The sequence below is a fragment of the Niallia sp. FSL W8-0635 genome, assembly GCF_038007965.1.
Classification (GTDB): Bacteria; Bacillota; Bacilli; order Bacillales; family Cytobacillaceae; genus Niallia.
Window position 1 is genome coordinate 4049421 of the sequence record NZ_JBBOYD010000001.1, and the last position, 26988, is coordinate 4076408.

Sequence of the window (26988 nt, forward strand, 5' to 3'; positions counted from 1 at the left end):
TCTCCCTTCTTCCATTATTTATTTCAAAGCAACTTCCCTTTTGTTCCAGCATTCATATGGAACAAAAGGGAAGTATTCTGTTGAACCGTTAATCCTTCTGTTCTTCTTCTAAGATGGCATCCATTTCTGTCGCAATTTTTTCTAAAGCTTCATCAATTGATTTTTGTCCTAAGAAGGCACCTTGGATTTCTGTTGTTTCAACCGTTTGCCATTCTGACGTTCTTTCGGATACTGGGTATGCTGTCGCTTTTTCAAGCGCATCTAAAAATACTTGTAGTTCAACATTTGGAAGGGAATCTAACCAAACTTTACTGATTTCCATATGTGCTGGTGTAGCAAATCCTGTTTCAGCCATAACGGTTGTTCCTTCTTTATTGGATAAGCTCTTAATTAATTCCCAAGCTAAATCTTCATCTTTCGTTTTGCTATTCATTGCCCAGCCAATCCCATGAACGATAGATGTGTCCACTTTTCCTTTTGGTAACGGGGCAACACCTAAATCTTCGCCTAGAACTTCCTCATATTCAGCTGCATGAACCGAAATTTCTGGAATCATTGCTACCTTTTGAGACATAAACCACTGATCTGCTTCTGTTTCAATTTGCGCCTGTGCAGTTGGAGAAATTTTCTTTTCAATTAATCGATTTAAGAACTCAAATGTTTCTTTAGCTTCTGGTGTATTAAATCCAGATTTCGTTTTGTCTTCACTGATGACATATCCACCAGCCTGATGCATGAGGTTATAATATCCTGCTTGATTTCGTACGACTTGGTTTAGATAACCATAAGTCCCTTCTTCAGGCTTCGTAAGCTCAGCTCCAACCTTTTCAATATCTTCCCAAGTCCAAGTTTCATCAGGGTAATCTAGACCTGCTTCATCAAAAAACTTTTTGTTATAAAAAAGTCCAACAGAATCCACAAAGTACGGAGCAGCATATAGCTTATCTTCATAAGAATAAAGATCTACAACAGCTGGATAATAATTTTCTTTCGCGAATTCTTCGTCCCCTTCAAGGAATGGTTCAAGATCTTTAATTAAATCGGACGTAACATATTGATAAAAGTTAGGTCCATTCATCCAAAAGACATCTGGTCCACTACCACCGCCAAGACTTGTACGTAATTTTGTCCAGTATTCAGCAAATGGCGTATAGGTTACTTTCACATTTACATCTGGATGTTCTTTTTTGAATGATTCAATCGATGCATCCACCGCATCACTTACATTTTCATCCCATAGCGCCACTTCTAAGGTTTGTTTTCCATCACCAGAGGATTTGCCGCTACATGCTACAAGCATTACAGAAACTACCATTACTATGCAAAAGCTTACTAACTTTTTCATCATACCCCTCCATTTTTCTTTTTCTTATCCTTTTTTCATTCTGAATATTACGAAAAAACATTTGACAACTATAAACAGAATGTCCCTTATAATTGGAAACGAAATTTCCCCTGAAGTATGACAGATGCCGCACCTAATAAATCAAAGTCTGATCCTAAGGACGTACTTTGAATGTTTATTTCATTTTTTAAAATCGGGATAACCATTTTAGATAATTTCTGTCTTATTTTTGCAATCAATAACGGATTATCTTGTACAACTTCTCCGCTTATAATAATTAGCTCTGGATTTAGTAAATGAATGGTATTTGATATTGCAATAGATAGATAGGAAACAAGCTCCTCGAGAATTTCCAAGCTTAATGTATCATGTAAATTAATTGCTTCCACAAAAATTTCTGGTGTGATTTTTCGAATATCGTTATCAATTAATTGTTTTATTACCGTATCACGTCCTTTAGTCAAAATAGATGAAACAATATTTGAATAAATAGCCGGCCAGTTCACATAGTTTTCTAGACAGCCATTATTTCCACATTCACATTTCGTGCCACCTGGGACGACTGTTGTATGGCCAATTTCTCCAGAGCTTCCTTTGAAACCCCGATATACAGCGCCATTAATCATGAGACCAGAGCCTACTCCATCACCAATAGTGAGATACATAATATCTTTATAGCTACTAAAAGATCCAAAATAATATTCTCCTAATGCAAATGCATTTACATCATTATCTAAATAAGTTGGTAAATTAAATTTCGACTCTACCATTTCTCTTAATGGAACATCATAAAGCTTGAGCTTCGTATTGTAACAGATCATCCCGGTATTGGAATCAACAATCCCTGGAGTTATGATGGATATCCCTTCACAAAATGCTAATCGATCACTTTCCGCTACGAATTGTTCGATTATGTCCATCAAAAAAGAAATAATTTCCTCGCCGTATAGGTGATTGACAGAGTGAATTTTCTTCCTTAATATTTTGCCTTCTAAGTCCATATCAGCAATTTTGATATAAGAATTAGTAATAGAGATCCCCATAATGGAGTGCTGATTCGGGTTAAAGCGGAGAAGAACGGGCTTTCTACCACCACTGGAACGACCAACTCCATCTTCAATTACCATTCCATTACGAATTAAGTCATTGACTGCTGAAGTTACAGTAGTGGGGCTTATTTTTAAATTTTTTGCCACCTGACTTCGGGATATTGGGCCTTTTTTCCGAATCGTATCTAGGATGATGGACCGATTCAATTCTTGTATGAGTTTTAAATCTCCAGTTCTTTGCACAAATGATATCCTCTCCCTCTACTTACTTTTACCAATGACATTAATAAGATTTGTGTGTTTTTCTCTAATGAAGGAATAAATTTGGTTGACTGTGATGAGTATTGTAGGAATTGAATTGTATTCGTGGGTGTAGTGTAGATTCTATTAACTTACTTTTTCTAGTGCTGTTATTAAGTATTGTAAAATAAATGTTGATCGTTGTAAATCCAATTTTCGCAATTTTTGAAATTGTTTGTCTTCTTTGTCAGACTATCTTACAAATTAAATGGTTATGTATGATGAAGAAGGCGTCGAGTTATATCAAATATATTATCTGGCTATAGAAAATAGTACTCTTAAAAACGAAAGATAGCGATAGAACCAAATGGAATGGGTTCTATCGCTCTTTTATGAAATAGGAAGTCTGCCGATGGGAATCAGTAGAACCGTCCCTACGCTTCTTTTCTTGTTCTTCTGAAGGAAACAATCACTATTCCTACTACTAATAATACTAATCCTATCAGCATAATTGTATAATTTGCTGTGGCTGTATTTGGTAGTTGGATGGTTGGTTTTTCTTTGTTTGGTTCTGTTGTGGATGGAGTGGTTGGTTCGTTTCCTCCACTATTTCCAATATTGTTATCTGGCGTTGGGGTTGGGGGTTCTTCCCCTTCCCCACTATTTCCATTATTACCATCTGGATTCGATGGTGTTGGTGGTTCTGGTTCTTCACTTCCTTCACCATCTCCACCTTCATCACCTGGCTTTGTTGGTTCTTCAGGTGATGGTTGTCCTTTTGTGAAAGACCAAATATCTGAAATAGCTGTTCCAGTATACTTGTCGGATGCGACTACATACCAGTCATATGCTTGGCCCTCTTCAAGGTTCTTCCAAACGACTTGTGCAGTATCCCCGCTTGCTACGTTTTCTTGGTTGCCAATTTCTTCATTTGTATAAACATTGACCGCAAAGTAATCAGTAGCAACCTGTTTCTCTTGAACGGATAAATCTAAATCAATCACTAATTCATCCTTCAATGGATATTCTGCTGGATCATAGAAATTATAATCATCTAAATACGGTGAGTACGTATTAACAAGGATTCGATTATTGGTTTGATCGAAGTGAAGCAGCTTCATATAGCCTTGTCCGCCTTCTGGACCACCTTGGTAGTCACCTAGCATTTGATAGACTTTTCGATCTGCTACTCCGTCTTGATCATCGTCGATTTCGCTTATTAGTGTCTCTGAATCATGATAGTGCCCACATAATACAAGAAATACATTTTCATTTTTCTCTACTACTTTTTGAAAAATTTCTTCCCCAATTGGGCTACGATTTCCTGAAACTAATAGATATTCATGGAAATTCAGAATGGCTTTTCGATCAGGATATTGTTTTAACACACTGTTAATCCATTCCATATCCTCGTCATTTACACCCCATCCCATGTATATCATGATAAAATCATTTCCCCCAGCTGAAATCAAGTCATAATGACCACGATTATCTTTATACGATTCTCCATAATGCGGTTGGTCTTTATAACGATCCTCTCCAAACCATTTCGAAAACTCGGAGTAATCATTGGATAATTGGTCTACATCATGATTTCCTGCCAGTACTCCATACGGAATTTTGTAGTCTTCTAATGTGCGCATATATTCATCCGCATAAATCCATTGCTGTTCATCATCAAATTCATCTACCACATCACCTGTATGCAAGACATATTTGATTTTCAGCTCTTCTTGTTTTTCCGCAATCCATTCTGTTTGTCGTTTATAAATATATGGATAGCTTTCTGCATAGTATTGGGTATCCGACATCCACACAAATGTAAAATCATAATCATCTGGAGAGCTTGGAATTTCATCCTGAATTAACACATTGATTTTATTAGCCTTATCAGCATACTCGTTTACCTGTACATCTGCCTTTAAGGCAAAATCTTCTGCACCTGCAATTTTATACGTTAGCAGTTTCCATTTATTCTCATTCATACTCCATGCATACATGGAAACCTTTCTTCCTTCTAATGATTTCCCATTCCACACTAACTCGACTCGGTCCTCTTCATCAATAGAAGGGTCTAGTTCCACTTCAAAGCGATGGTATGGGAATTGAGTGCTAGAATCAGTTGTTAAGTACTTTCCATCTAAGGTAGAAATCGCTGAAGCATCCTCAGCTGTTAATGCTTTTTCTCCAGCGGGCACAAGCTCAACTGGCGGTTCTGTATCACTCGCATTTTCAAATGATTGAACATTACTATCTGTTGCCTCATATTTATAGCCTTTATAATAATGAACATCCATCGAATCCTCTGTTGGATCGGTTACTCTTACCTTTAACGCTGGATCCCCGTCTACTGGAGTAGCTGTATTATTAGCTGGCGAGATTAATTCTGGCTTATTTGGATTTTCATTCGTCACACTGAATGCAATAACAGACTCCGCTTTATTACCAGCCTTATCTACTGCAACGACCTTTAACTCATGGACACCTGGAGCAAGCTGAGAAGAAGCAGTATCAAATGGAACACTTATAGTTTCATTATCTAACGTTACAGCTATTGACTCGACTCCAGCTAATGCATCCTCTGCACTTGCTTCAATCGTAAAGGCTCCCTTATATTCTTTTTCTGCTTTCATATTCGTCTTAATGACTGGCGCTGTATTATCTACTTGAATTGCAGCAGTTACTTCCTCTTCTTTATCCGTTGCTTTAATACTGTACGCTCCATCTGAAACAGTTGTTGTATCCCAGACATACGTTTTTGCTTTCATTTGTTCTTCTGTTAATGTAAAAGTAAAGTCTTCGAACGGACGATAGGTACCATCGTCTCCCATATCAAATACTTGAGATGCATTCGCTTTTTGCGGATCTCTAATTACCGTGCCATCCGCTAAAATAAGACGAACATTTCTTACATTATAGTCATCTCTATTTTCTTCACTTTCTTCTAATTGGAATGGAGATGCTTTATTTCCTGAACGAACGGTAATAATATTTTCCCCAATGGATAGTTTATTTGGATCAATTGGAATCGTAAAGGTTTTCCAATCTGAATTATTATCTTGATCCAATAGATGAATAATGTCCTCTCCCATTGCGATTGCATTTTTGAAATACATGTTTAACCCACTAATATCCACAGCAAGATAAGCTTGGGATTCCAAGGAGCTATATGTTTCTTCCAATACTCTTTTTCCATCAATTGAAAGCTCTACATCGTCTGCAGTAGCTTCCTTCGATACGGCTTTTAAAATAACATTTCCAGATAAAATATCATGATCCTGAACATTTAAATGAATTGGTTCATTGTTAACATCATTTTTAATGGTGATGACATATTTCTCTGAAGTCACTTCATTTTGTCCATCTGTTGCGACAAAATAATATTCGATGCTTTCTTTTGCAATAAAGTTCGCTGCATACAAGACAGCGGCATAATATTCGATATCACTCGGATCTACCGTTAATAATACCTTTTCATAATCGGTTTGATCATTTGTGCGATAATAAAGAACAACAGATTTAATGCCCTTATCATCCGTTGCTTTTGCACGAATTGTTAAGTCATCCATTTGATGGATTTCTTCCACATTCGTAGCATTTGTTAAGATTGGGGCAACGAGATCCTCTTCTACATGAACAGGCTGAGTTGGAACTTGGTTAGCCTCTACCATTCCTGGTGTTCCTGGCTTTGTCTTTGTACTAATTTTTACGGATTGTGTGGAACCATCCTCTGGGAATTTATAAAGAATCCCCATATTCATTGCCGTATCTAATTGAGTTGCCTCATCATTATAATATGCAACGTTTATCTCTTCCTTTGTATTCGTAGCAATCACTAAGCCACGCATACTGCCATTTGCCATTCCATCACTTTTAATTCGCACAATCTCTTTATTTTCAACGAGATTTGTTCCGTAATTGGCATTGAAATCAGCAACTGTTTTTTCACCGTTTTGACCATTAATAATCCAGAATACCAGTGTCTTTTGCGGTTCAATTACCACATCATCTGGAATAGATGGCCAAACAACATCCGTTGCGGGATCGGCATTATAACGATATTGAATTTTATAATCCTTAAAGTTTATCGCCTGATCGGTATTATTGTAGATTTCAATATACTCATATCCATCGGCCGTTCCAACATTTGCACTATCAGGAACTACCTCTGTAACGAGTAATTTAGGAACCTTAGTAAAATCAATATCCGATTTTTCCACAGAAAGGCTGAATGCTTCTGTTTGACTTTCGTTGATTCCGTCACTAGCTACAAGATAATAAGTGATTTCTCCATCTATATCCGCAGCTGGAATGGTTGTCGAATATTTCCCATTTGTATCCTTATTCAACGCTAATGATTTAAAGCTTTCGTCTGCCGAGTTTTTATAAAATACAGTGACAATTGGATTTGCTACCACGGTATCTGTCACACTTGCTTCAATTGGAACTGCTGTAAAGGCTTTTGCTGTTTTAATTGGATCATGGGAAATAACCGGTGGCTCCGTATCCTTTGGCGCCTCAGGCAATTCCACTACATTTGTTGGAACCTGATCTACTTCCATGCTTCCAGGAGTAGGATCAGCTAATACTTTGTACTTCGCCATTTCGGTTCCTTCTTGTGGAAATTGATAATGAATAACTTTGCCGTCATTGTCATTTTCAGAACCTAAATAACTAGCGGAAATCACAACATTTCCTTGGGCATCCCTTATTTCAAGGGCACGGTTTCCACCATTAGCGAAGCCTGGGAATGCCGTGTCTGTAAACATTACTAATTCGTTGCTTGTAAGGCTTGTCCCATATTCTTTATTAAAATCTTCTACTGTTTTATTCCCGTTATTAAACCAAAACACTAGCTTTTCTTTTGATTGAATCTCTGTAGCTGGTAATGGAAATAAAATGGGTTCTCTTGAATTATCGGTATATACATAGTAAAAAGAATAGGTTGCTAGATTTAAAGCTTGATTCGAATTATTATATAGCTCAAAGTATTCGTAATAATCCGTTCCTCCACCAATCGAATTAGGAGAAAGCTCCGTAATTAAGAGTGGTCGATCGCTATATGTATCCTGCTCTGGTTCTGCCCCTTCTTCTTTTTCTAGTTCAATCGTATATATTGCTGTTTTTGCTAGAAGATTACCATCAGTTGCTTCTAAATAGTACTCAATCGTACCTTGTACTTCTTCCTGTGGTATGCTTGCTGAAAATTTTTGAGGATTTGCTGAATCTTGTTTCATCTCTATTGCTTTAAATGCTGTGTCTGATTCTACTTGATAATAGATTGTAGCGGTTGGATTTTTCTGATTATCTGCTATTGTTGCTTCAATCGCAATAGCCTCTCCCGCTTTTGTTGTTGTTATTGCTTCATGCGTGATAATAGGTGCTTCTGTATCTTCTGTTATCGGACTTACCTGGAGCGGCTCTGCTGGCACTTGTCCCTCTCCTAACACACCTGGTGTTGGGGATGCTTTAACCTGCTGCTTCTCCATTTCGGTTCCTTCCGTCGGGAAAGCATACTGCACATCTAAGCCTGTATTATCTGTTTCACTTGGTAAATATGCCGCAGATACTACTTCTTGACCTTCGATATTTTTGACGATAATTCCACGATTTCCGCCATTTGCAAAACCAGGAAAATCTCCCTTAAAAGAAATAACTTGTTGTTCTGTTAAAGACGTGCTGAAATGATTGTTGAAATCCTCTAGTAAAAGATCTTTTGTATTAAACCAAAGGATAATCGATTCTTGAGGTGCAATTGTTGCTGCTGGAATAGACATTATTTTATCAGCTGTACTACCACCAATATAATGGTAATAAAAATAATAGCTATTTAAGTCCATCGGTTGATTGGTATTGTTATAGAGTTCGATAAATTCAAAGTTATCCGTTCCTTTTGAATCAGGTGATAACTCTGTAATAAGTAGGGGTGGTAGCTTTGTATAATCAACGGTTTCTTGTTGGTTGTCCACTTGCTGTTGTTCGTTTTCGTTTGGAGCTTCTTCGGTTGGTTCTGTTTTTTCATCCTTTACTACATCTGTTTTTTCACTTTCTCGAGGCTGATTTTCCTCATTTGTTACAGGCTCTTCTTTTTGTTCCGAAACCTTAGGTAATTCTTCTTGTTCAGAATCAGGAGATGATTGTTCTTCTAAACTAGTATTTCCTTCTTCCTTTTTTGCTTCATCCGCTACTTTCTTTTCTTCTTCGACTATAGTGTCAGATACTTCTTGACTGCTATCCTCTTCTGTATGTGTTTTCTCCTCTGCCTTTTCTCCAGTTGGCTCAGTTGGTTCAGCTGCATAAGTAGTTAAACCTGGCAAAGCTGGAAAATAAGTAGAAAAGAAAAATACCACCATAACAAAGATGACAAAAGCCCTCCTTGTTATCCTCTTTTTTAAAGACACAAGACCATTCCTCCCTAAAGCTGATTTACGTACACACTAGAATCATAGATTTCTTATTTTAAGGAATATTTAAGCCACTATTAATAAACATGAAGTTTTGTTAAATATGTGTAAAGGGAAACAGGGGGACGGTTCTAGTGAGGACTAGTCCTCACTAGAACCGTCCCCCTGTTTCCCCCTATTTGCTCAAAAATTTTTTAACATTTTACTTCACCTGTCGTAGTATATATGGTAAAGTAAAATTACTACGACAGTCATAGTATGATAAATGAAGTATCAGTGAGGAGGGATTCTGTGATAAGCAGTGATGTCATACGAGGATATAATGACACCATCATTCTTTTTTTCCTATTGGAAAAGGATTCTTATGGTTATGAGATCTCCAAAGATATAAGAACACGAACAAACGAAAAATACATTATTAAAGAAACAACCCTTTACTCAGCCTTTAGCCGATTGATTAAGAATAACTATATTAACTCCTATTACAAAGAAGGCGAATATGGAAAAAGAAGGACTTACTACACCATTACTGCAGAAGGAAGAAAGTATTATCAGGAAAAGTGCCAAGAATGGGCTATAACACAAGAAGTGATTAACCTATTTATTAAGGAGGGATATAATGAATAGCATCATTAGTTATTTAGACAACGTCTTTGCTAATTTGCCGAAAACATCCGAAATGGAAAAGCTGAAACTAGAAATGCTTTCAAACATGGAGGATAAATATTATGAATTAAAAGAAGCAGGGAAATCAGAAAATGAAGCAATCGGGATTGTAATATCGGAATTTGGTAATATTGATGAACTTTTAAGCGAGTTGGACATTCCATTAAATGAAGAGAAACCATCAGAACGTCAACTTTCGGAGGAAGAAGTAAATCTTTTTTTTCAACTAACCTCAAAAGCAATGAATTTGATTGGAATTGGCGTGATGCTTTGCATCCTTGGTTCCTCTATCTTAGTGCTCTTCTTAACGTTATATGATAATGGATTTCTAAACGGAATAGCAGAAAATACAGCTACATTAATTGGCGTTGCACAATTACTTCTATTTGTAGCAATCGCAGTTAGTTTATTCATTTATAGTGGTCTGCTATTAGAGAAATATAAATTCATCGAAAAAAAGGGTAACTTTACGATTCCAATTCATTTGCTCAAAAAAATTGAGATGGCAAAAGAAGCTTATCAGCCAATCTTTTTTCGTTCCATTATTATCGGTGTTTCCCTATGCATCTTATCACCCGTTGTTTTATTAGTAACGATCGCAATCAATGAACAGGCAGTTACCTATGGTGTTTGTGTTCTACTACTTCTTATTGCCATTGCTACTTATGTTTTTATTGTGAATGGTGGAAAAATGGATGCTTACACAAAACTACTAAAGGAAGAATCCTATTCCATTGAAAAAAAGAAAGAAGAAAAAGTAATCGGCGCCTTCGCAGCAATCATCTGGCCACTCGCCACCGCCATTTTCTTATTCACCGGATTCGTGTACGGAAACTGGCATATAAATTGGATCATATTCCCAATAGCAGGACTACTAATGGCCATGTTCAGCGGAGCCTACACCATTATGAAAAAAGAAGAATAAAGGGAAACAGAGGGACGGTTCTTGTGAGGTCAAGTCCTCACAAGAACCGTCCCTCTGCACTCATTATTTTGCTTTTTCATCTGTTTGATGAATACCGAATAAATTTCCTTCCGAATCTTTATAGTAGCCTTGCCATGCCATACTAGGTAGTGCGTGCTTAGGAAGTGCTACTGTTCCACCATTTTCAAGAATTTTTGCTTCTGTAGAATCATAGTCTTCCACCCCCATCGTACAAGCATACCCATTTACAGCCTGATTATTGTCCGAAAGAGGAACTGGTCGTTTAATTAAAGCACCATTAATTCCCATCTCGTGATTATCGCCAGTCACAGCCCCAAAATACGGCATGCCAGCATAATCGCTCCAATCTTCAAATTTCCAATCAAATACCTCTCCATAAAACGTTTTAGCGCGTTCCATGTTATCCACATGAATTTCAAAATGAATTGGTCTACCCATTTTATCCAACCTCCTATTTTCACGAATCTTCTGACTTATTTCTATCAAAAACATAGAATTCCTTCACCATTATTGTAAATATTAGATATATTTTATACGGTGGGAAGCAGGGGGACGGTTCTTGTTAGGTCAAGTCCTCACAAGAACCGTCCCCCTGCTTCCCCTGTTCCTACTCATTTTACAAAAAAATACATAAATCGAAAAAATAAACACATATTAAGGATAGCGGAGATTATTATGGAGGTTTGCATCGATGAATTCCCATTTGTTACTCGGACTCATTTTATTTTTTCATACACTGATTGCACCCAGTAATTTTTTTAGTACGATTAAAAGTCAACCCTCACAACTAAATGATAAGGAACAAGACTTTTTATGGAAATCCCCTAGTTTGCCTGTTATTGATACAGAAGAATTTAATAAAGTAATGGATGGATTAGATAATAAGGTTTACATCGCACCAAAGGATGCCATCATTAATCCATACGGAAATATCGTTCCAGAACAAGTCGGATATCGTTTACATCGTGTTAAATTTATTAGACAAATGTATGCTCATTATTTCAATGATACTTCCAGTAAACAAGAACTTCCCCTACAAGTTATTTATCCTAGAGTAGATAGTGAATTATTAGATAGTATTCGTAGAAAAAAAATCGGCAGATATATAACAGCCTTTAACAGTAATAACAAAGAACGAAGCATGAATATTTCGTTGGCTACAGAGGCGATTAATAATAGTGTTATTTTTCCAAAGGAACAATTCTCATTTAATCAGATTGTAGGAAAAAGAACCGTAGAAAAGGGATATTTACAAGCTCCCGTTATCATAAACGGAAAATTCTCTGAAGATATCGGCGGGGGCATTTGCCAAGTATCCTCCACCTTATTCAATGCGGTAGACAATGCTGGATTAAAGATCGTTCAACGGTATTCACACAGTAGAAAAATTCCTTATGTCCCTCCTAAGCGAGATGCAACCGTTAGTTGGGATGGACCTGATTTCGTCTTTGAAAATACCTATGAAAGACCAGTACTCATCCAAGCTAAAATGCTAGGCAATCATTTACTCATCGAAATCTATTCAGCTGAAACAATTTCTTATCAGCCTAGAAATGTCCCATACCTTTAAACACTTGGGCCAGAGGAAACAGGGGGACGGTTCTAGTGAGGTCAAGTCCTCACTAGAACCGTCCCCCTGTTTCCCTTGATTCCCTTTAAAATTGACAGGCAATGCTACTTGCCTTAAACTTCTAACCATTCTTACAGTGAAAGGATGTTATTGGATGGATCAGAAGTATACATCGACTCAATCCCAAAAGGAAACAGCAATCTCGTTTTTAAAGCTCGTAGCATCAACAAAAGTTCGCGAGGCCTTTCAGAACTACATAGGGTCAGACTTCCGCCACCACAATCCCTATTTTAATGGTGATGCTGATTCCTTAATGATCGCAATGGAAGAAAATGCCGTACGAAATCCTTATAAGAATTTAGAAATCAAGCTAGCTATCCAGGAGGAAGATAAAGTCGTGGTGTATTCCCACATAAAGCAGCATCCAGAAGACCTAGGCGGCGCAGTTGTACATATCTTTCGTTTCCAAAATGAGCAGATTATTGAATTATGGGATATCGGTCAACCGATACCTGAGGATTCTCCCAATGAGAATGGAATGTTCTAAAAACAAAAGGGACGGTTCCCATATTTCTCTTACAAGTATTCTTTTTCAATTTTCAAGTTGCTGCGAACGGTATTGATTGGTCGAACTAGCTGCTCGATTTTTTCTCTGTTGGATTCAAAGAATGGTGGTAAGGATAATTTTTCTCCTAGCGTTTCGTATGGCTCATCTCCCATGAAGCCTGGGCCGTCTGTTGCTAATTCAAATAGAATTTGTGGTGCTATATTTGAATAGAGAGAACCGAAATAGTATCGTTCTACAAATCCCGAATTCGCTAATTTAAAGCTACTCAAACGTTCTTGCCATTGATTTAATTCTGCCCGATCCTCGACACGGAAAGCAGCATGGTGTACAGTTCCAAATCCTTGTCTTGCCTGCGAAAGAATGGTATTGAATTCCACAATGACTTGCGCGCCATTTCCTCCTTCTCCCATTTCAAATAGATGGAAGGATCCCTCCTGAGCAGCTTCCTTCATCAAGAATACCTTCTCTAAAACTTCCTTAAAATAATCCAGATATGCAGTTCGTACAAATATTGGTCCTAACCCAGTGATTGCAAATTCCAGAGGAACTGGTCCATTCTGCCATGGCGTCCCTGCTGCAACCCCTTCATTCTGTTCATCTGAAATCAGTTGATATTGCTGATCATCAAAATCCACGAAAGACAATGTCTTTTTCCCAAACTGTTCTTGAATTCCTTTATGCTTCACTTCATACTTATCAAAGCGCTTTACCCAATATTCAAGAGCAGCATCAGTCGGCACACGGAATGATGTTTTCGAAATTTCGTTCGTACCGTGCACGCCTTTTGGAATACCTGGGAAATCAAAAAATGTCATGTCTGTACCGGGACTTCCTACATCATCAGTAAAGTACAAATGGTAAGTTTGAATATCATCTTGATTGACCGTTTTCTTTACTAATCGAAGCCCTAGAACATATGTGAAAAACTCATAGATTTTTTCTGCACTACTTGTAATTGCTGTAATATGATGAAGTCCTTTTAGCTCATTCATTCGCCTTTTCCTCCTGAAAATTATCTCGAAATTGAGATATTTATATAAAAATTATTTTTAATTAATATATCTTTAATTCGAAATAATTTTAGCATCTAATAGAATTTTCGTCAATAGGAAAGAAAAACAACCAATTGTAAATAAACATCCCATTTCTTTTCCCTCATACAGATAAAGCTATTTGCCAAACTTCCCTCTCCCTTTGTTCCATTCTTGCTCCTTCTATCTCCACATGTCCTTTTTATCTAAGTATCTTATTAACCCAAAGAATCCTCTTATGGTAAATAAAGTGAAATTTACACTTGCAAAAGTATGTAGCGGTGACCACTTCTTCCACTTAAATAATTTGCTGTTCTTCTCAAAGTACCACTGACCAAAGCTCATTGGAACGCTAAACACCAAACTTTTCAATAGTTTCTTTCCAAATCGGTCCCTCTCCGTCATTTTTACCCAAAGTACACTTAATAGAGGAAAAAATAACACATCATAAATGATATTTGTTTTAAAAATCTTCGGAAAAGGTCGCACTGGATAAGCAATTTTATTTGTCCCCACAACATAAGCATCTACTAAAGTTGCAAGAACACCTTTTGCGAAAAATATTAAGAAATTCTCTCTTCTCTTACCTCTAAACAAAAATGGGATAAAAACCATACAACCAGCCGTTAATACACGCAATAATATTTTTTCCATAAATAGTCTCCTGTTTTCAACATTAAGATTCCTTTTTTTACCTTTCCCATTTCCACAAGATAATATTCGAAAAAAAAGACGGTTCTTGTGAGTCGAATGACCTCACAAGAACCGTCCCTCTGTGCACTTATGCAAGCTGTTTGCGGATATTTTCTTCGTTTCGCTCATATTTGGTGTAGTTTAGCATAATAAGAGCACCTATGATGAAGAAGATTGCTGGTAGCCAGGTAAAGCAGAATTTAATTGCTGCTAATGATGTAGCTGTTTGGCTTGCGTTTGCTACATATCCTGCTTGCCCCATAATTATAGATGGAATAAAACTTCCTAATCCTGAACCAATTTTGATACAGAAGGAGCTTCCAATGGCAGTTAGGAATCCACTTGCTCGGATACCTGTTTTCCATTCTCCGTAATCGACGGTATCTGATAGCATCGCAAATGGCAATGTTACAGCAATCCCTGTACCAAGAGAAGCGACCACCCATCCGAAGATAATCATCGATATACTGCTTCCAGCAAATGCGATAATAATTTGACCAAGAGCAGCAACAATAAAGCCAAGAATCTGCGTATGCGTTTTCAAGAATTTCTTAACGATAAATGGAATGATTGTAATAGATACCATTTGGAAAATAACGAGTCCATTTAAAAGGGAAGCAAGATTTTTATGATCTAAATTATACTGAGCATAATAGATTACGGTTGCCGTTCTCGATGTATTGCCTAACCAATAAAAGATAAAGGCAAGCACCAACGTAATCCAAGGCCAATTTCCTTTCATTGCTCTGAAGCTTTCACGAATAGGAATCGATTTGATGCTACTCGTATTAATTTCTCTTGTTCCAGAAAAAGCAAACAGTAATAGAGCAATGGCGATAACAGCGTAAATTCCTACTGTTATTTGAAATCCAAGTTTATCATTTCCATTCCCAAAGAAAGCAACAAGTGGCAATGTAAAGGAAGCAGTAATTAAGTACCCAATCATTCCCCCATTACTTCTCCAAGAATTTAATCGAACTCTTTCTGTAGAATTATTCGTTAAGTTCGGCAAGATTGCAGTAATCGGCGTTGCTACTCCTGTATAAACCATCCCAGCAACAATATACGTAATTAAAGCATAAACCACTTTCGCAGTAGGTGATAAATCAGGTGCTAAGAAGGTCAAAAATACGGTTAGCCCGAAAGGAATAGCTAGCCATAGCCAATATGGACGATTCTTTCCCCATTTTGTATTGGTATGGTCGATAATTAATCCCCAAATCGGTGCATCCAATGCATCAAAAATTCGCGCAATTAGAAGAATAGTCCCCGTAGCAGCTACTGATATACCAAATACATCTGTATAGAAATACATGATAAAGCTAGTCATTGTACAGTACAGCAAATTCCCTGCTGTATCTGTACTTGCATAAGCCAACACTTTTTTTAAAGACATTTTTGATTCTTGGTCTTTAGGTATTTCTTCTTGTATATACTCCGCTCTATTTTCACTCATTATCTATGATCCTTTCTAATAGGAAATTAATTCTTTGCTTTTAAATTCACCATCAACGAACAATATTTGAGGCGTATACTTTCCTTTTTCTGAAACATAGTGTATATCTAGGTCGTAAAAATGATATTCCATTGGATATGGTGCATAGCTAGTAATGAGTAAGCCGTCTGGCGTTTCTTCCAGTGAACCATTGATTACAGCTATTTGTCCTTCTTCTTTATATAGATAAGTCTTTTTCCCAAATCCATCTAAATAGGCAACTAACTCTTCTCCCATATCCCAATCTGCCGTTTCCTCTTCTTTTGTAAATAAGCGGGTAAATATTCCGCCATCTCTATAAAAGGTGGATTGACCAAATCGATTTCTTGATAAATCTGGTCTGTTTACATGAGGCCCCGCAATACTATAGGTAGAAGCAGCCTCTCCACTTGCTAGCTTTGTATCCGTTGCTTTTGCATTTGTATCATAGCAATAAAGTATACCAACCGTTGCTCGATAGGCTGCCTTTAAAAATCGAATATCCTTTAGCTTTTCGTATGCTTTAAGAGAAGCAGCTGCTGTAACGCCACCCCATAAGGAATGAATCATATAGGAAAGTGCTTCCCACCAGCGATCAGGGCTTTGCGCACGGAAATCATTAGAGAATCCAATATTAGCAAGCACTAACTCGCCATATTTCTTCGCCTCTTCTAAATGTCCTGTAGTCGCTAATGCTCCTGTCGCCGGACCAAATCCTGCATTATCATAAAAATGTTCTGTCACAGTCGCTTTATATTTTTCGCTGTCAGCAGATACCTTCACCGCTATTTGGGACCATAAAGCTTGAATATGTTGATATTTTTCAAGAAGTCCTCGATTTTTCAATTCTGCTAATAGGTCATCAATATAGAGGAAAAATACCCCTAGCATTTGCGCCTCTTCTTTGCCTCTTTCATTGTCATGCAGTGCAGGATCTACTCTTAGGGAAAAGACATCTGCAGCCCAAGATAAATACGTATCAGGATGATGAAGCTTTAGTATCTCTTCATCGAACTGAGAAAGAAGGAAAAAAACGTGTGCAATATATTCAAAATCCATGCAGCGGTAAAACTCGCCATATAAATAAGCCGGTTTTGTAAAATCACCATTTATAAACCACTTTTGGCGAATATAATTTACACACGAAGCTTCTACTTTTTGAACTTCTTCTACAATCGTTTCCCGCAGCAAATTGTCTTTTAATACAAGACTTAGCTTTCCAAGAGATTCACCTTGATTGGAGATTGGCGAATAACTATAAGGCACAGGTCTTTCCGGTCCATTAAATAAAGTGTTACTAATATAATTCGAACGGTTTTCCATTATTTTCTGAATTGGCTCCATCACATTTAAAATAATGCTGTCAGAATACGTGTGATTCAATTCAATCGTAATTTTATGCTCTCCTGGCGAATCGAAAGAAAGAGAAGCCTGATACTTCCTACCCTTTTGTTGAATAAAGGGTAGGATTGTGACCTTTTGCTTTTGCTCCTTATCATCTAAATACTCCATATATGCATCTGTGCAAAACGCCTCACCAGGCAATTCAAACGAAAAATCATAGTGCTTGTTTACAATCGCCAATGGCTCAAAATCAAAAATCGGATGTCCGTAGTTTTTGAGTCCATTCTCATAAAATGCTTCTTGATCGGCAAATGGCTCCAATGCATATTCCCATTCTTTTTCACCAGAAGCAGAAAGCGTTAATCCTGTCTTTTCATATATCCAATCAGCATTTTCAAAATTCTCTGGGTAGCCGCCAGCTAATACTAATTGATGAAATAATATTCCATCCAAGGAAGGCGAAACGCTTTCAAAAAATAAATTGCGATAAGCACAATATGTTCCTACTGAAAGGGTTCTTCCTTTCTTTTGATAGATTCCTAAGTGCGGTGCTAGATTGCTTCTGCGAACACATGCTAGTTTTGTAAAATCCCCTGAAATAGACGGATAGACCGCTGTAGAGTTGTTCGTCTGCACTTGATAATCATTAATGCGAAACATCACATAGCTAACAGACGCCCATAGGTGAAAATTAGTAACGGTTAAGGCTTGGTCCGTTTGATTTTTCAAGTTAATATTCCACAATAGTTGGCCATCAGATTGCTCTAAGTCGTACTTCATACTTACTTTTACTAAAGGAAACGTATAGGTTAGCAGTATTGTTTTCTGTTCTTGTGTGATAATTGGCGTTACATCTGTACTTGTATACTTTTCACCATTAACAGTAAGTGAAAAATTTCCAAATAATTTATCTTTTTCATCATATCCGTATTTTTCAAGATACTGAGAATCAATAACCCAATTCATTTGATGAGCATCTTCATTCAGTACCAATTTCGCTAAATTTCCACACGGAGAAATTTCCAAATGGAATTGCTTATTATCCAATACATTCTCCTCCTTTTATTAGAATGATTCTAGCTAAAGTAGAGGTTAAGCAGTATAATCAAATCAGAAAACGTTTTCTTTTTTAAAATATATCAGAGTTCTTTATAAAATTATATATAGGATTCAAGTCAAAATTTAAGATATTTCACACGGACATTTTAAAAAAAGGAAGGTAAAACGAGGTGTATTAGATGGAAATAATATCGATTGCTGTTCCTCCATTTCCTATTTTCATTGAAGGAAATCTTACAAAATATGAAAAAAAAACATGGCATCCTGATCGAAATGACTTAGCGTATTTTGATATTATTCTAGTAAAAGAAGGACGGCTTTTCTTAACCGAGGAAGGAAGAGAATTTACGATAAATAAGAATGAAATGCTGGTATTACAGCCATTAAAGCATCACTACCCTTTTAAGCCGACAGACGAATATACAGAATTTTATTGGCTCCATTTCTATACAAATAGCTATTATACAGAGGCGAAGGAGCCGACTAACTTAACATCCTCCATCCCTATTCCGTCCTTGCATTATCATAATCATAGCTATACGATTCATTTGCAAAAGAAAGGGATATTGGTCGACTATGAGGAAATTTATCAAAAAATAGACCAGCTATTATTAACAACCACTAATGAAAATAAGGATCTATCATTTTGGGATATCCAGCTAAGCTTTTTCTCTTTGATTAATCTATTAGAATCGCAGGGCATCGCAAAGGATACTAGCTATGTTATGGCAGAAAAGGTAGTACAATTTTTAAGAGAAAATTACCACCAGCCCATTACAAACGATACATTAACCGAGCGTTTCAACATTCACGAAAATACGATTGCTAAATATATGAAAAAATTCTATAAAGTTACCGCATTAGAATATTTAAATTCTTATCGGTTAGAGCAAGCGAGAATCTTACTATTAAAAACAGATGACTCGATTCAAACAATCGCAGAAAAATGCGGCTATGCCTATGGGCAATACTTCTCGAGCGTTTTCAAAAAGAAATATAGCATTTCTCCATTAAACTATCGAAAAAAGCATTTAGAAAGGGAAGCGAAGGGACGGTTCTTGTGAGGACATGACCTCACAAGAACCGTCCCTCTGCGCCCCCTTGCTTCCCTATAGCAACAACTGTTTTGCCAATTTACGTTCTTCTTTATCTTTTGTAATGGTGTTTATCATTTTAATACTTTGTTGGATTTCTGGTTGTTGTCTAAAGGTTGGTGACCATTCTGTCAGTATATTCAGGGCGTGCCAGCGTAGGTTTTCATTTTCTGATTCGAGCGCTGCTTGAATTAATGAAACTCCTATGCCCTCGAATGGGTATAAATCTTGCATGATAATTTCTAAACAATTCTGTTCGTCTATCGATAAGCTTGATAAAGAAAAGCTCGATTGTGCAAAGGCACAGAGATCTTTAATAGACTGTTGCTCTTTCGTTTCCATGATAGAGAAAAATAGCACACTGTTTGTTGGTTCCTTCTTTAGTAATTCAGATAATTGTGTGGTGATATCCAATTGATAGAATCGTGCAATCTCAATCGCTTGGAAATCAACTTGCTCACCTGCTTGTAAAATATTCATCGCAAGCTTTGACCATTCAGGATTATTTATGAATGGTTGAACTGCTTCTTGAAGTGCCGTTCGTTCATGCTGTTTCCATTGCTCATTCAATCGACCTTCCCAAATTTCTTCCTCTGCGTTAATATATTCACTTATTTTAATAATCGGATAGAAATCCTCCAACGTTTCGCAGTGGGTATGGGCATGGTGAAGGAAACGAGTCAGCACAATTCCAGCATAAGGATAGTTGTCAATGCCATCTGGATTCGACTCATCTAATAACCCCACAATAATCGTAGCTGCTCCAGTGTATAGTTCCTTCGAAATTTTCTTTTCATAGAGCGCTACATCAAGCTCTCCCTTTGTAGCACAACGAAGAGCGATAAAATCAATAAGTCTTCTATTTTCACAGCCTTTTGTTAACAGCCAATATTTCATTTCAGGCGTTTTTGCTTCCACTTGCTCAATGGCGGTCATTTTTCCCAGCCCTTGAACAGACTGAACTAGTTTCCATATTTGATCATTTACTCCCTTCCCTCCACTTCTTATTGCGAAAATGGCATATGCCGTAAATTCATCGTGTAAGCCAATTGTATATAAAAGCTCTTGATATTCCTCACAATTAGTAAAGCCGAGTACAAGAATCGCGAACTTGACAACATCTCTATGCGCAGCATGCTCAAGAAGCCATAATGCCTCTTGCTGTAGAACACGCTCATCAAATGCGAGTTGTCCTAATTCCTGAATGATCTCATCTCGATAGATGGCAATATGGTCAAATATAATTTGATCATATGTCGCTTTTCTTGCTTTTACAGTAGGATTTTCCAGTTGATCTTTAAAAAGCTTCATAAGCTTGCTCACAAAAAATGGCGTCTTTGGTTCATTGATAATTAAATCAAAAAGGCCAGGATTTAGCCTCGGCTTATCTGTACCAAAGAAGTAGTCATCATCCGGTAAGTATTCATCTACTATTCTATTATTTTCTTGCACCTGTTTTTGTATAAAAGGAATGATTTTTTCCTTATGCTCCCATGGAAGAAATTCAAGCTTTTCTGATTCATTCATAATCGTCTCATTATCCATTTTAATGATACAGTTAAGACTTATATAACCACCAATTTTGACAGAAACTTTATGAGTTTTTCCATCTTTCAAAGTAAGAATGCCTGATAATCTAATGTAAGGAAGAAGATGTGAAAAGATAGATTTCCGCTTGTTCGCATCAACTATCACCCCATCAATGATAAGCATTTCCTCCTTCATTTTATTAACCACTTCTATACAATGCCCTTTATAATCAATCTTCCAACCCTTATGGACTTCTTTTTCAATATCCTTTTTCAAGTTTTGCATTTCATGTTTAAATTCATCTCGAAACCCCATACTAGCCTCCCTTTTTCTCCTTTTTCTATTAAAATTGGATAGTATAGTATATTAATCCATTTTCTACTATTTTCATCCTTTCTTCTATTAAATACTATCTTTTGCCTAGAGGAAAGATTATTAAGTTAAAAATAAGCAGATAAATAGAAAAAAATCGAAATACATTGCTTCCCCGTCCCAGTGTTTGTTTTGTAGAGGAAAAAGCAGGAACTCCCTCAGCTCCCGGATGCCTGTCGGAAAGCATATCAAAAAAGACGGTTCTTGTGAGTCGAATGACCTCACAAGAACCGTCCCTCTGCTTCCGTTATAGCTTTAACCGTTTCGCCTTCTATTAATTTTGGTTGGTAGTAGTTTTCGTTTTGTAGTTCTTTTTTTCCTTGTAATTTTTTTATGATCCAATCGGCTGCATCGTGTCCCATTTGTTCTTGGGGGTGGGTTAATGTGGTGAGTTTGATGTTTGCGTTTTTGGCAATATAGGAATTATCCTGTCCTATAATGGATAGATTTTCTGGAATCGAAATATCAAGTTGTCTGCATACATTTACAACTTCTAAAGCAACTTCGTCGTTATAGCATACAATTGCGGTCATTGCCTCGATATTTTTGTGTAAGAATTCTTTCAAGTTACTGTTTAAATCTAGCTTCGTCTCTGTAGTAAAGGAAAAGACATGCTCGGCCTGGAATCGCAACTTAGCTTCTCCCAACGCTTTAATATAACCTTTCATGCGAAATTTCCCTTGCAAGTCATCCATTTTGGCAATAAGACCAATTTTTGTATGTCCTTTCGCAATTAATTCATTGGTAGCCAGATAGCTAGACTGCACGTCATCGAGGCAAAAGAAGGGAACCTCTAGCTCCTCGTAATAGGCATTAACCATAATAAATGGAACATCCTGTTCTTTGAATGATAGGTAGTAAGCAATATTAGGATTGTATAGATTACTTTTCGTCGGTTCGACAATTAATCCATCTACCCCAAATGATAGCATCATTTCTAATGCTTTCTTTTCTTGTTCCACATCATTATTTGTACTAGCTAAGAGCAGCGAGTAATCTTCTACATTCAATCTCCCTTCAATGCCACGAATAATAGAAGGAAAAATGTAATCCGATATATAGGTCGTAATGACACCAATTGTTTTACTATTTGATTTCCCACTCGTTTTAGACTGATATTGATTACTAACATAAGTACCAGATCCTTTTTCACTTCTCAGAAAGCCTTCGTTCGATAGCTCTAATATAGCCTTTCGAACCGTGTGACGGCTAACCTTGTACTTTTCCTGCAAGATAGATTCAGTCGGAATTTGTTCTCCTACACTATAGTCACCTGAAAGAATTTTACTTTTTATATCATCAAAGATAATCTGATACTTTAATTTCATTGCATGCACTTCCTTCATTGTTGTTTCCCTTTTAAATCATGGCTGTTTTTAAAAAGTTTGTTGTTAAACCCATAGCCAAAATTATTAAACCTGTATATTTGTATGGTCATATTCTAGCATATGTCTGAATAAAATAAAATATCCCACCATAAACCATACAAATTACAAACAAATAGGAAGCGCATAATCTCATTGTTTTTCATCAATAAAACTGCATATACTTCTTTATTTGCAAAGTATTATACGGAAAGTTTCTAATTTATCCTTATTTATTTGTATGTACATAAATATTTATAATTGACAAAAGTACGTACATATATTAAGGTGAAGATGTAATAATTATTATAAAAGCAACTCCAATCGATTATCGATAATGAAATCGCTGTCAAGGAGGGAATATATGAAAAACAATCAAGTAACCACAAAACAAGCAATCGTTGATGGGTCAACCTCTCTTGGAATTGAATTTGGTTCAACGAGAATTAAAGCGGTATTAATTGATGATAGCTTTGAAACAATTGCTTCAGGAAGTTATGAGTGGGAAAATATTTTAGAAGATGGATTTTGGACGTACAACTTAGTAGATATTATTACCGGACTACAAACAGCTTATAGTGAAATGAAACAAGAAGTTGAGCGTAATTACGGGGTCACCATTCGAACAATTGGTTCAATTGGAATATCAGCAATGATGCACGGATATATGGCATTTGATAACACTGGGGAACTACTTGTCCCCTTTCGAACATGGCGCAATACAACGACCAGTGTCTCAGCAAAAGAATTAACGAAAACCTTTCAATTCAATATTCCAGAACGCTGGAGTATTGCACATCTATACCAAGCTATCTTAAATGAGGAACAGCATATTCCTCGAATTGAACATATTACCACCCTAGCTGGATATATGCATTGGCTACTGACTGGTAAAAAGGTGCTTGGGATTGGAGATGCTTCCGGTATGTTTCCTATTGATGAAGCAACGCAAGATTACAATCAAGCAATGATCGAACAATTTGAAGCATTAATTGCTACAAAGGAATATCCTTGGAAGCTAAAAGATATTCTTCCTAAGGTCGCAATTGCCGGGGAACAAGCAGGAGTATTAACAGAGATGGGAGCAAAAATTCTTGATCGCTCACGAAATTTACAGCCAGGAATTCCATTATGTCCTCCTGAAGGCGATGCTGGCACAGGGATGGTCGCAACAAACAGCGTAAGAAAACGTACTGGAAATGTTTCTGTTGGAACCTCTGTTTTTGCAATGATTGTATTAGAAAAAGAGCTTACAAAGGTTTATTCAGAAATCGACTTAGTAACAACACCAGATGGCAGCCCAGTTGCGATGGTTCACGCAAACAACTGTACAAGTGATCTAAATGCATGGATGCGACTATTCCGTGAATCTCTAGAGGCAATGGGACAAGAGGTTGATATGAATAAATTATTTGAAGCTTTATTGAGTACTGCTTTGGAAGCGGATCCAGATGGCGGTGGATTACTAAGCTATGGTTACTACTCAGGGGAAAATATTACAGGATTAGAAAGCGGTCGCCCTCTATTTGTCCGTTCACCAGAAAGTAAATTTACTTTAGCAAACTTTATGCGCACACACCTTTTCTCTGCCTTTGGTGCATTGAAAATCGGAATGGATATTTTAACAAAACAAGAAAATGTGGCAATCGATAGCATTTTAGGTCACGGTGGTTTATTTAAAACTCCTGTTGTCGGTCAAAAGATTGTTGCTGCTGCCATGAATACTCCCGTTTCCGTAATGGCAACTGCCGGAGAAGGCGGAGCATGGGGAATTGCCATTCTTGCTGCTTATATGGTGAAAAAGGGTGAAAAAGATAGTTTAGAAGATTTCCTTGATAAACAAGTATTTAAAGAGGTTGATAAGCAAGAAATTTTTCCAGACCGCTTTGACATAGAAGGATTTGAAGCATTTATGGATCGTTATAAGCAAGGACTAACTATCGAGAAAGCTGCAGTCGAACATTTAATTTACGAGTAGAAAAATGGAGGGGTTGACATGTTAGAACATTTAAAAGAAGAAGTATTTCTGGCAAATCTTGAATTACCTAAACAAGGACTTGTGAAATACACATGGGGAAATGCAAGTGCAATTGATCGCGATAGTGGTTTATTCGTTATCAAGCCTAGCGGTATTGACTATGAAACAATGAAACCAAGCGATATGGTTGTTATTGATTTAGAAGGGAATGTAGTAGAAGGCGATTTCAGACCTTCATCCGATACAGCTACTCACGCCGTACTTTATAAGCATTATCAAGAAATCGGCGGCATTGTGCACACTCATTCTACTTGGGCAACAATATGGGCGCAGGCAGGTCTTGACCTCCCGGCAATGGGTACCACTCATGCGGACACCTTTTATGGCTCGATTCCATGCGCTCGCTATTTAACACAAGAAGAAATTGATCGTGGCTACGAAGCGGAAACTGGTAACGTAATCATCGAAACCTTTGAAGAGCGAGGATTAGATGTTTTAGCTATTCCTGGAGTATTACTTCATGGTCACGGTCCCTTTACATGGGGAAAAGACGTTCATTCCGCCGTCATGAACAGCGTCGTGTTAGACGAAGTTGCAAAAATGAACTTATTTACTCGAGAATTAAACCGTTTTTCAGAAGAATTGCCTCAACGCATTTTAGATAAACATTATTTACGTAAACATGGAAAAAATGCCTATTACGGTCAAAAATAATCGTAAACTACTAAACTTATAAATTGAAAAGAGGGAAATTAAATGTCAACGAATAAAGTATTCTGGTTTGTCGTAGGTTCACAGCATCTATATGGAGAAGAAGCGTTAGGTGAAGTAAAAGCAAATGCCCAAAGAATGACAGATGCTTTAAATGAAAGCGGAATTTTGCCTTACCCACTCGTTTTACAAGATTTAGCGGTGACAGCAGATAAAATTACAAGCATCATGAAAGAAGTCAATTATCGCGATGAGGTTGCAGGTGTCATCACTTGGATGCATACTTTCTCTCCTGCGAAAATGTGGATTCGTGGAACAAAGCTATTACAAAAACCATTGCTTCACTTAGCTACACAATACAATGAAAGTATCCCTTGGGCAACGATTGATATGGACTTTATGAATTTAAACCAAGCAGCTCACGGTGATCGTGAATATGGTTTTATCAACGCTCGTTTGAATAAACAAAATAAAGTCGTTGTTGGTTACTGGCAACGTGCATTCGTACAACAGCAAATTGCCGATTGGATGGATGTAGCAGTAGCATATAACGAAAGCTTTAATATTAAGGTTGCTCGTTTTGGAGACAATATGCGTAATGTTGGTGTTACAGATGGAGATAAGATTGAAGCGCAAATACAATTCGGATGGACAGTTGACTACTTTGCCATCGGTGACCTTGTACAATACGTGAACGCAGTTACAGAAGAAGAGATTAATGATTTATTTGCCGAATATGAAACACTTTATGATTTTGATTATGGCAACTATAGTAAGGAAGATTGGGAAGCTAGTGTAAAAGTCCAAGCAAGCTATGAAATTGCGATTAAACGCTTCCTTGATGAAGGTGGATACAATGCCTTTACAACTAACTTCGAAGATCTATATGGCATGAAACAGCTTCCTGGTCTTGCTGTCCAACGTTTAATGGCACAAGGCTATGGCTTTGCTGGAGAAGGAGACTGGAAAACAGCTGCTCTTGATCGCCTACTAAAAGTAATGAGCCATAACCAATCAACAGGATTTATGGAAGATTATACGTATGAATTAGCAGAAGGACAAGAAGCCGTTCTTCAATCCCATATGCTTGAAGTAGACCCAACTTTAGCAAGCAACAAACCAAAAATCATCGTCTCTCCATTAGGAATTGGCAATCGCGAAGACCCAGCTCGTTTAGTATTTGACGGAAAAGCAGGAGACGGAGTAGTTGTATCCATGGCAGACTTCGGCACCCATTTTAAACTGTTAATTAATGAAGTTTCTGCATTTGAGCCGACTGTTCCAGCACCAAATCTACCAGTAGCTCGTGTACTATGGGACATTAAACCAAATTTCCAAGACGGTGTGAAAGCTTGGATCGAGAATGGCGGCGGTCACCATACAGTTGTTTCTTTAAATTTGACAACCGATCAAATTATTTCTTATGCAAAACTAGTTGATTTAGATTACGTTGTTATTAAGTAAAGAATGGGACATGGGGAATCAGGGGGACGGTTCTACTGCTTCCCTTTTTATGAAATCAGAGCAGGTGTAAAGGGACGGTTTTTGTG

18 protein-coding genes are annotated in these 26988 nt (G+C 37.2%); 8 read left to right on the forward strand and 10 right to left on the reverse strand.

Annotation, left to right across the window (positions count from 1 at the left end; translation table 11 throughout):
• Positions 1–88 precede the first annotated feature (88 nt).
• From NYE52_RS19360 to NYE52_RS19370, 3 genes are all read right to left on the reverse strand, one after another.
• Entirely contained in the window at positions 89–1345 is a 1257-nt protein-coding gene (locus NYE52_RS19360; protein ID WP_341194559.1) for an ABC transporter substrate-binding protein, read from the reverse strand.
• An 86-nt stretch (positions 1346–1431) separates the two neighbouring features.
• A complete protein-coding gene (locus NYE52_RS19365) occupies positions 1432–2637 on the reverse strand; it encodes an ROK family transcriptional regulator (RefSeq protein ID WP_341194560.1) in 1206 nt (401 codons plus the stop codon).
• Between the two features lie 431 nt (positions 2638–3068).
• Positions 3069–9035, reverse strand: coding sequence for a lamin tail domain-containing protein (locus NYE52_RS19370; protein ID WP_341194561.1), 5967 nt, complete (start codon positions 9033–9035; stop codon positions 3069–3071).
• Between the two features lie 294 nt (positions 9036–9329).
• On the opposite strand from NYE52_RS19370, the gene NYE52_RS19375 reads away from it, so the two are divergent.
• On the forward strand, positions 9330–9665 hold the full coding sequence (locus NYE52_RS19375; protein WP_341194562.1) for a PadR family transcriptional regulator: 336 nt from the start codon (positions 9330–9332) through the stop codon (positions 9663–9665).
• Entirely contained in the window at positions 9658–10629 is a 972-nt protein-coding gene (locus NYE52_RS19380) for a permease prefix domain 1-containing protein (RefSeq protein ID WP_341194563.1), read from the forward strand. Before NYE52_RS19375 ends, NYE52_RS19380 begins: the two co-directional genes overlap by 8 nt.
• Before the next feature lie 63 nt (positions 10630–10692).
• Here the strand turns inward: NYE52_RS19380 and NYE52_RS19385 are convergent, their stop codons facing one another.
• The gene (locus tag NYE52_RS19385; protein WP_341194564.1) at positions 10693–11088 is read right to left on the reverse strand and encodes a VOC family protein; all 396 of its coding nucleotides are present in this window, start codon (positions 11086–11088) and stop codon (positions 10693–10695) included.
• A 253-nt stretch (positions 11089–11341) separates the two neighbouring features.
• On the opposite strand from NYE52_RS19385, the gene NYE52_RS19390 reads away from it, so the two are divergent.
• Positions 11342–12220, forward strand: a complete 879-nt coding sequence (locus tag NYE52_RS19390) for a VanW family protein (RefSeq protein ID WP_341194565.1) — start codon at positions 11342–11344, stop codon at positions 12218–12220.
• Between the two features lie 154 nt (positions 12221–12374).
• On the forward strand, positions 12375–12767 hold the full coding sequence (locus NYE52_RS19395; protein WP_341194566.1) for a nuclear transport factor 2 family protein: 393 nt from the start codon (positions 12375–12377) through the stop codon (positions 12765–12767).
• A gap of 29 nt (positions 12768–12796) precedes the next feature.
• Here NYE52_RS19395 and NYE52_RS19400 read toward each other — a convergent pair whose 3' ends face one another.
• From NYE52_RS19400 to NYE52_RS19415, 4 genes are all read right to left on the reverse strand, one after another.
• Entirely contained in the window at positions 12797–13780 is a 984-nt protein-coding gene (locus NYE52_RS19400) for a ring-cleaving dioxygenase (RefSeq protein WP_341194567.1), read from the reverse strand.
• A 222-nt stretch (positions 13781–14002) separates the two neighbouring features.
• Positions 14003–14473, reverse strand: a complete 471-nt coding sequence (locus NYE52_RS19405; protein WP_341194568.1) for a CBO0543 family protein — start codon at positions 14471–14473, stop codon at positions 14003–14005.
• Between the two features lie 127 nt (positions 14474–14600).
• Complete coding sequence (locus NYE52_RS19410) at positions 14601–15968, reverse strand: MFS transporter (protein WP_341194569.1); 1368 nt, start codon at positions 15966–15968, stop codon at positions 14601–14603.
• Positions 15969–15983: 15 nt separating this feature from the next.
• Entirely contained in the window at positions 15984–18377 is a 2394-nt protein-coding gene (locus NYE52_RS19415; RefSeq protein ID WP_341194570.1) for a hypothetical protein, read from the reverse strand.
• 191 nt (positions 18378–18568) lie between these two features.
• On the opposite strand from NYE52_RS19415, the gene NYE52_RS19420 reads away from it, so the two are divergent.
• Positions 18569–19453: an AraC family transcriptional regulator gene (locus NYE52_RS19420; protein WP_341194571.1), complete on the forward strand. Its 885-nt coding sequence runs from the start codon at positions 18569–18571 to the stop codon at positions 19451–19453.
• A 45-nt stretch (positions 19454–19498) separates the two neighbouring features.
• Here NYE52_RS19420 and NYE52_RS19425 read toward each other — a convergent pair whose 3' ends face one another.
• Entirely contained in the window at positions 19499–21328 is a 1830-nt protein-coding gene (locus tag NYE52_RS19425; protein WP_341194572.1) for a hypothetical protein, read from the reverse strand.
• Between the two features lie 278 nt (positions 21329–21606).
• Complete coding sequence (locus NYE52_RS19430) at positions 21607–22713, reverse strand: GntR family transcriptional regulator (protein ID WP_341195243.1); 1107 nt, start codon at positions 22711–22713, stop codon at positions 21607–21609.
• A gap of 400 nt (positions 22714–23113) precedes the next feature.
• Here NYE52_RS19430 and NYE52_RS19435 point away from each other — a divergent pair, with 400 nt between their 5' ends.
• From NYE52_RS19435 to araA, 3 genes are read left to right on the forward strand one after another with little or no spacing between them, the layout of a single operon-like run.
• Positions 23114–24727 (forward strand): xylulokinase, encoded by a 1614-nt coding sequence (locus tag NYE52_RS19435; protein WP_341194573.1) that lies wholly within the window; start codon positions 23114–23116, stop codon positions 24725–24727.
• Between the two features lie 18 nt (positions 24728–24745).
• Positions 24746–25441 (forward strand): L-ribulose-5-phosphate 4-epimerase, encoded by a 696-nt coding sequence (locus tag NYE52_RS19440; RefSeq protein ID WP_341194574.1) that lies wholly within the window; start codon positions 24746–24748, stop codon positions 25439–25441.
• Between the two features lie 42 nt (positions 25442–25483).
• A complete protein-coding gene (araA, locus tag NYE52_RS19445) occupies positions 25484–26902 on the forward strand; it encodes an L-arabinose isomerase (RefSeq protein WP_341194575.1) in 1419 nt (472 codons plus the stop codon).
• Positions 26903–26988: the final 86 nt, after the last annotated feature.

Excerpts from the sequence above, each read along its gene's own strand:
- NYE52_RS19360 (WP_341194559.1), bottom strand. The coding sequence starts at position 1,345 with ATGAAAAAGTTAGTAAGCTTTTGCATAGTAATGGTAGTTTCTGTAATG.
- NYE52_RS19380 (WP_341194563.1), top strand. The coding sequence starts at position 9,658 with ATGAATAGCATCATTAGTTATTTAGACAACGTCTTTGCTAATTTGCCG.
- NYE52_RS19385 (WP_341194564.1), bottom strand. The coding sequence starts at position 11,088 with ATGGGTAGACCAATTCATTTTGAAATTCATGTGGATAACATGGAACGC.
- NYE52_RS19390 (WP_341194565.1), top strand. The coding sequence starts at position 11,342 with ATGAATTCCCATTTGTTACTCGGACTCATTTTATTTTTTCATACACTG.
- NYE52_RS19395 (WP_341194566.1), top strand. The coding sequence starts at position 12,375 with ATGGATCAGAAGTATACATCGACTCAATCCCAAAAGGAAACAGCAATC.
- NYE52_RS19400 (WP_341194567.1), bottom strand. The coding sequence starts at position 13,780 with ATGAATGAGCTAAAAGGACTTCATCATATTACAGCAATTACAAGTAGT.
- NYE52_RS19405 (WP_341194568.1), bottom strand. The coding sequence starts at position 14,473 with ATGGAAAAAATATTATTGCGTGTATTAACGGCTGGTTGTATGGTTTTT.
- NYE52_RS19410 (WP_341194569.1), bottom strand. The coding sequence starts at position 15,968 with ATGAGTGAAAATAGAGCGGAGTATATACAAGAAGAAATACCTAAAGAC.
- NYE52_RS19420 (WP_341194571.1), top strand. The coding sequence starts at position 18,569 with ATGGAAATAATATCGATTGCTGTTCCTCCATTTCCTATTTTCATTGAA.
- NYE52_RS19425 (WP_341194572.1), bottom strand. The coding sequence starts at position 21,328 with ATGGGGTTTCGAGATGAATTTAAACATGAAATGCAAAACTTGAAAAAG.
- NYE52_RS19430 (WP_341195243.1), bottom strand. The coding sequence starts at position 22,713 with ATGAAATTAAAGTATCAGATTATCTTTGATGATATAAAAAGTAAAATT.
- NYE52_RS19435 (WP_341194573.1), top strand. The coding sequence starts at position 23,114 with ATGAAAAACAATCAAGTAACCACAAAACAAGCAATCGTTGATGGGTCA.
- NYE52_RS19440 (WP_341194574.1), top strand. The coding sequence starts at position 24,746 with ATGTTAGAACATTTAAAAGAAGAAGTATTTCTGGCAAATCTTGAATTA.
- araA (WP_341194575.1), top strand. The coding sequence starts at position 25,484 with ATGTCAACGAATAAAGTATTCTGGTTTGTCGTAGGTTCACAGCATCTA.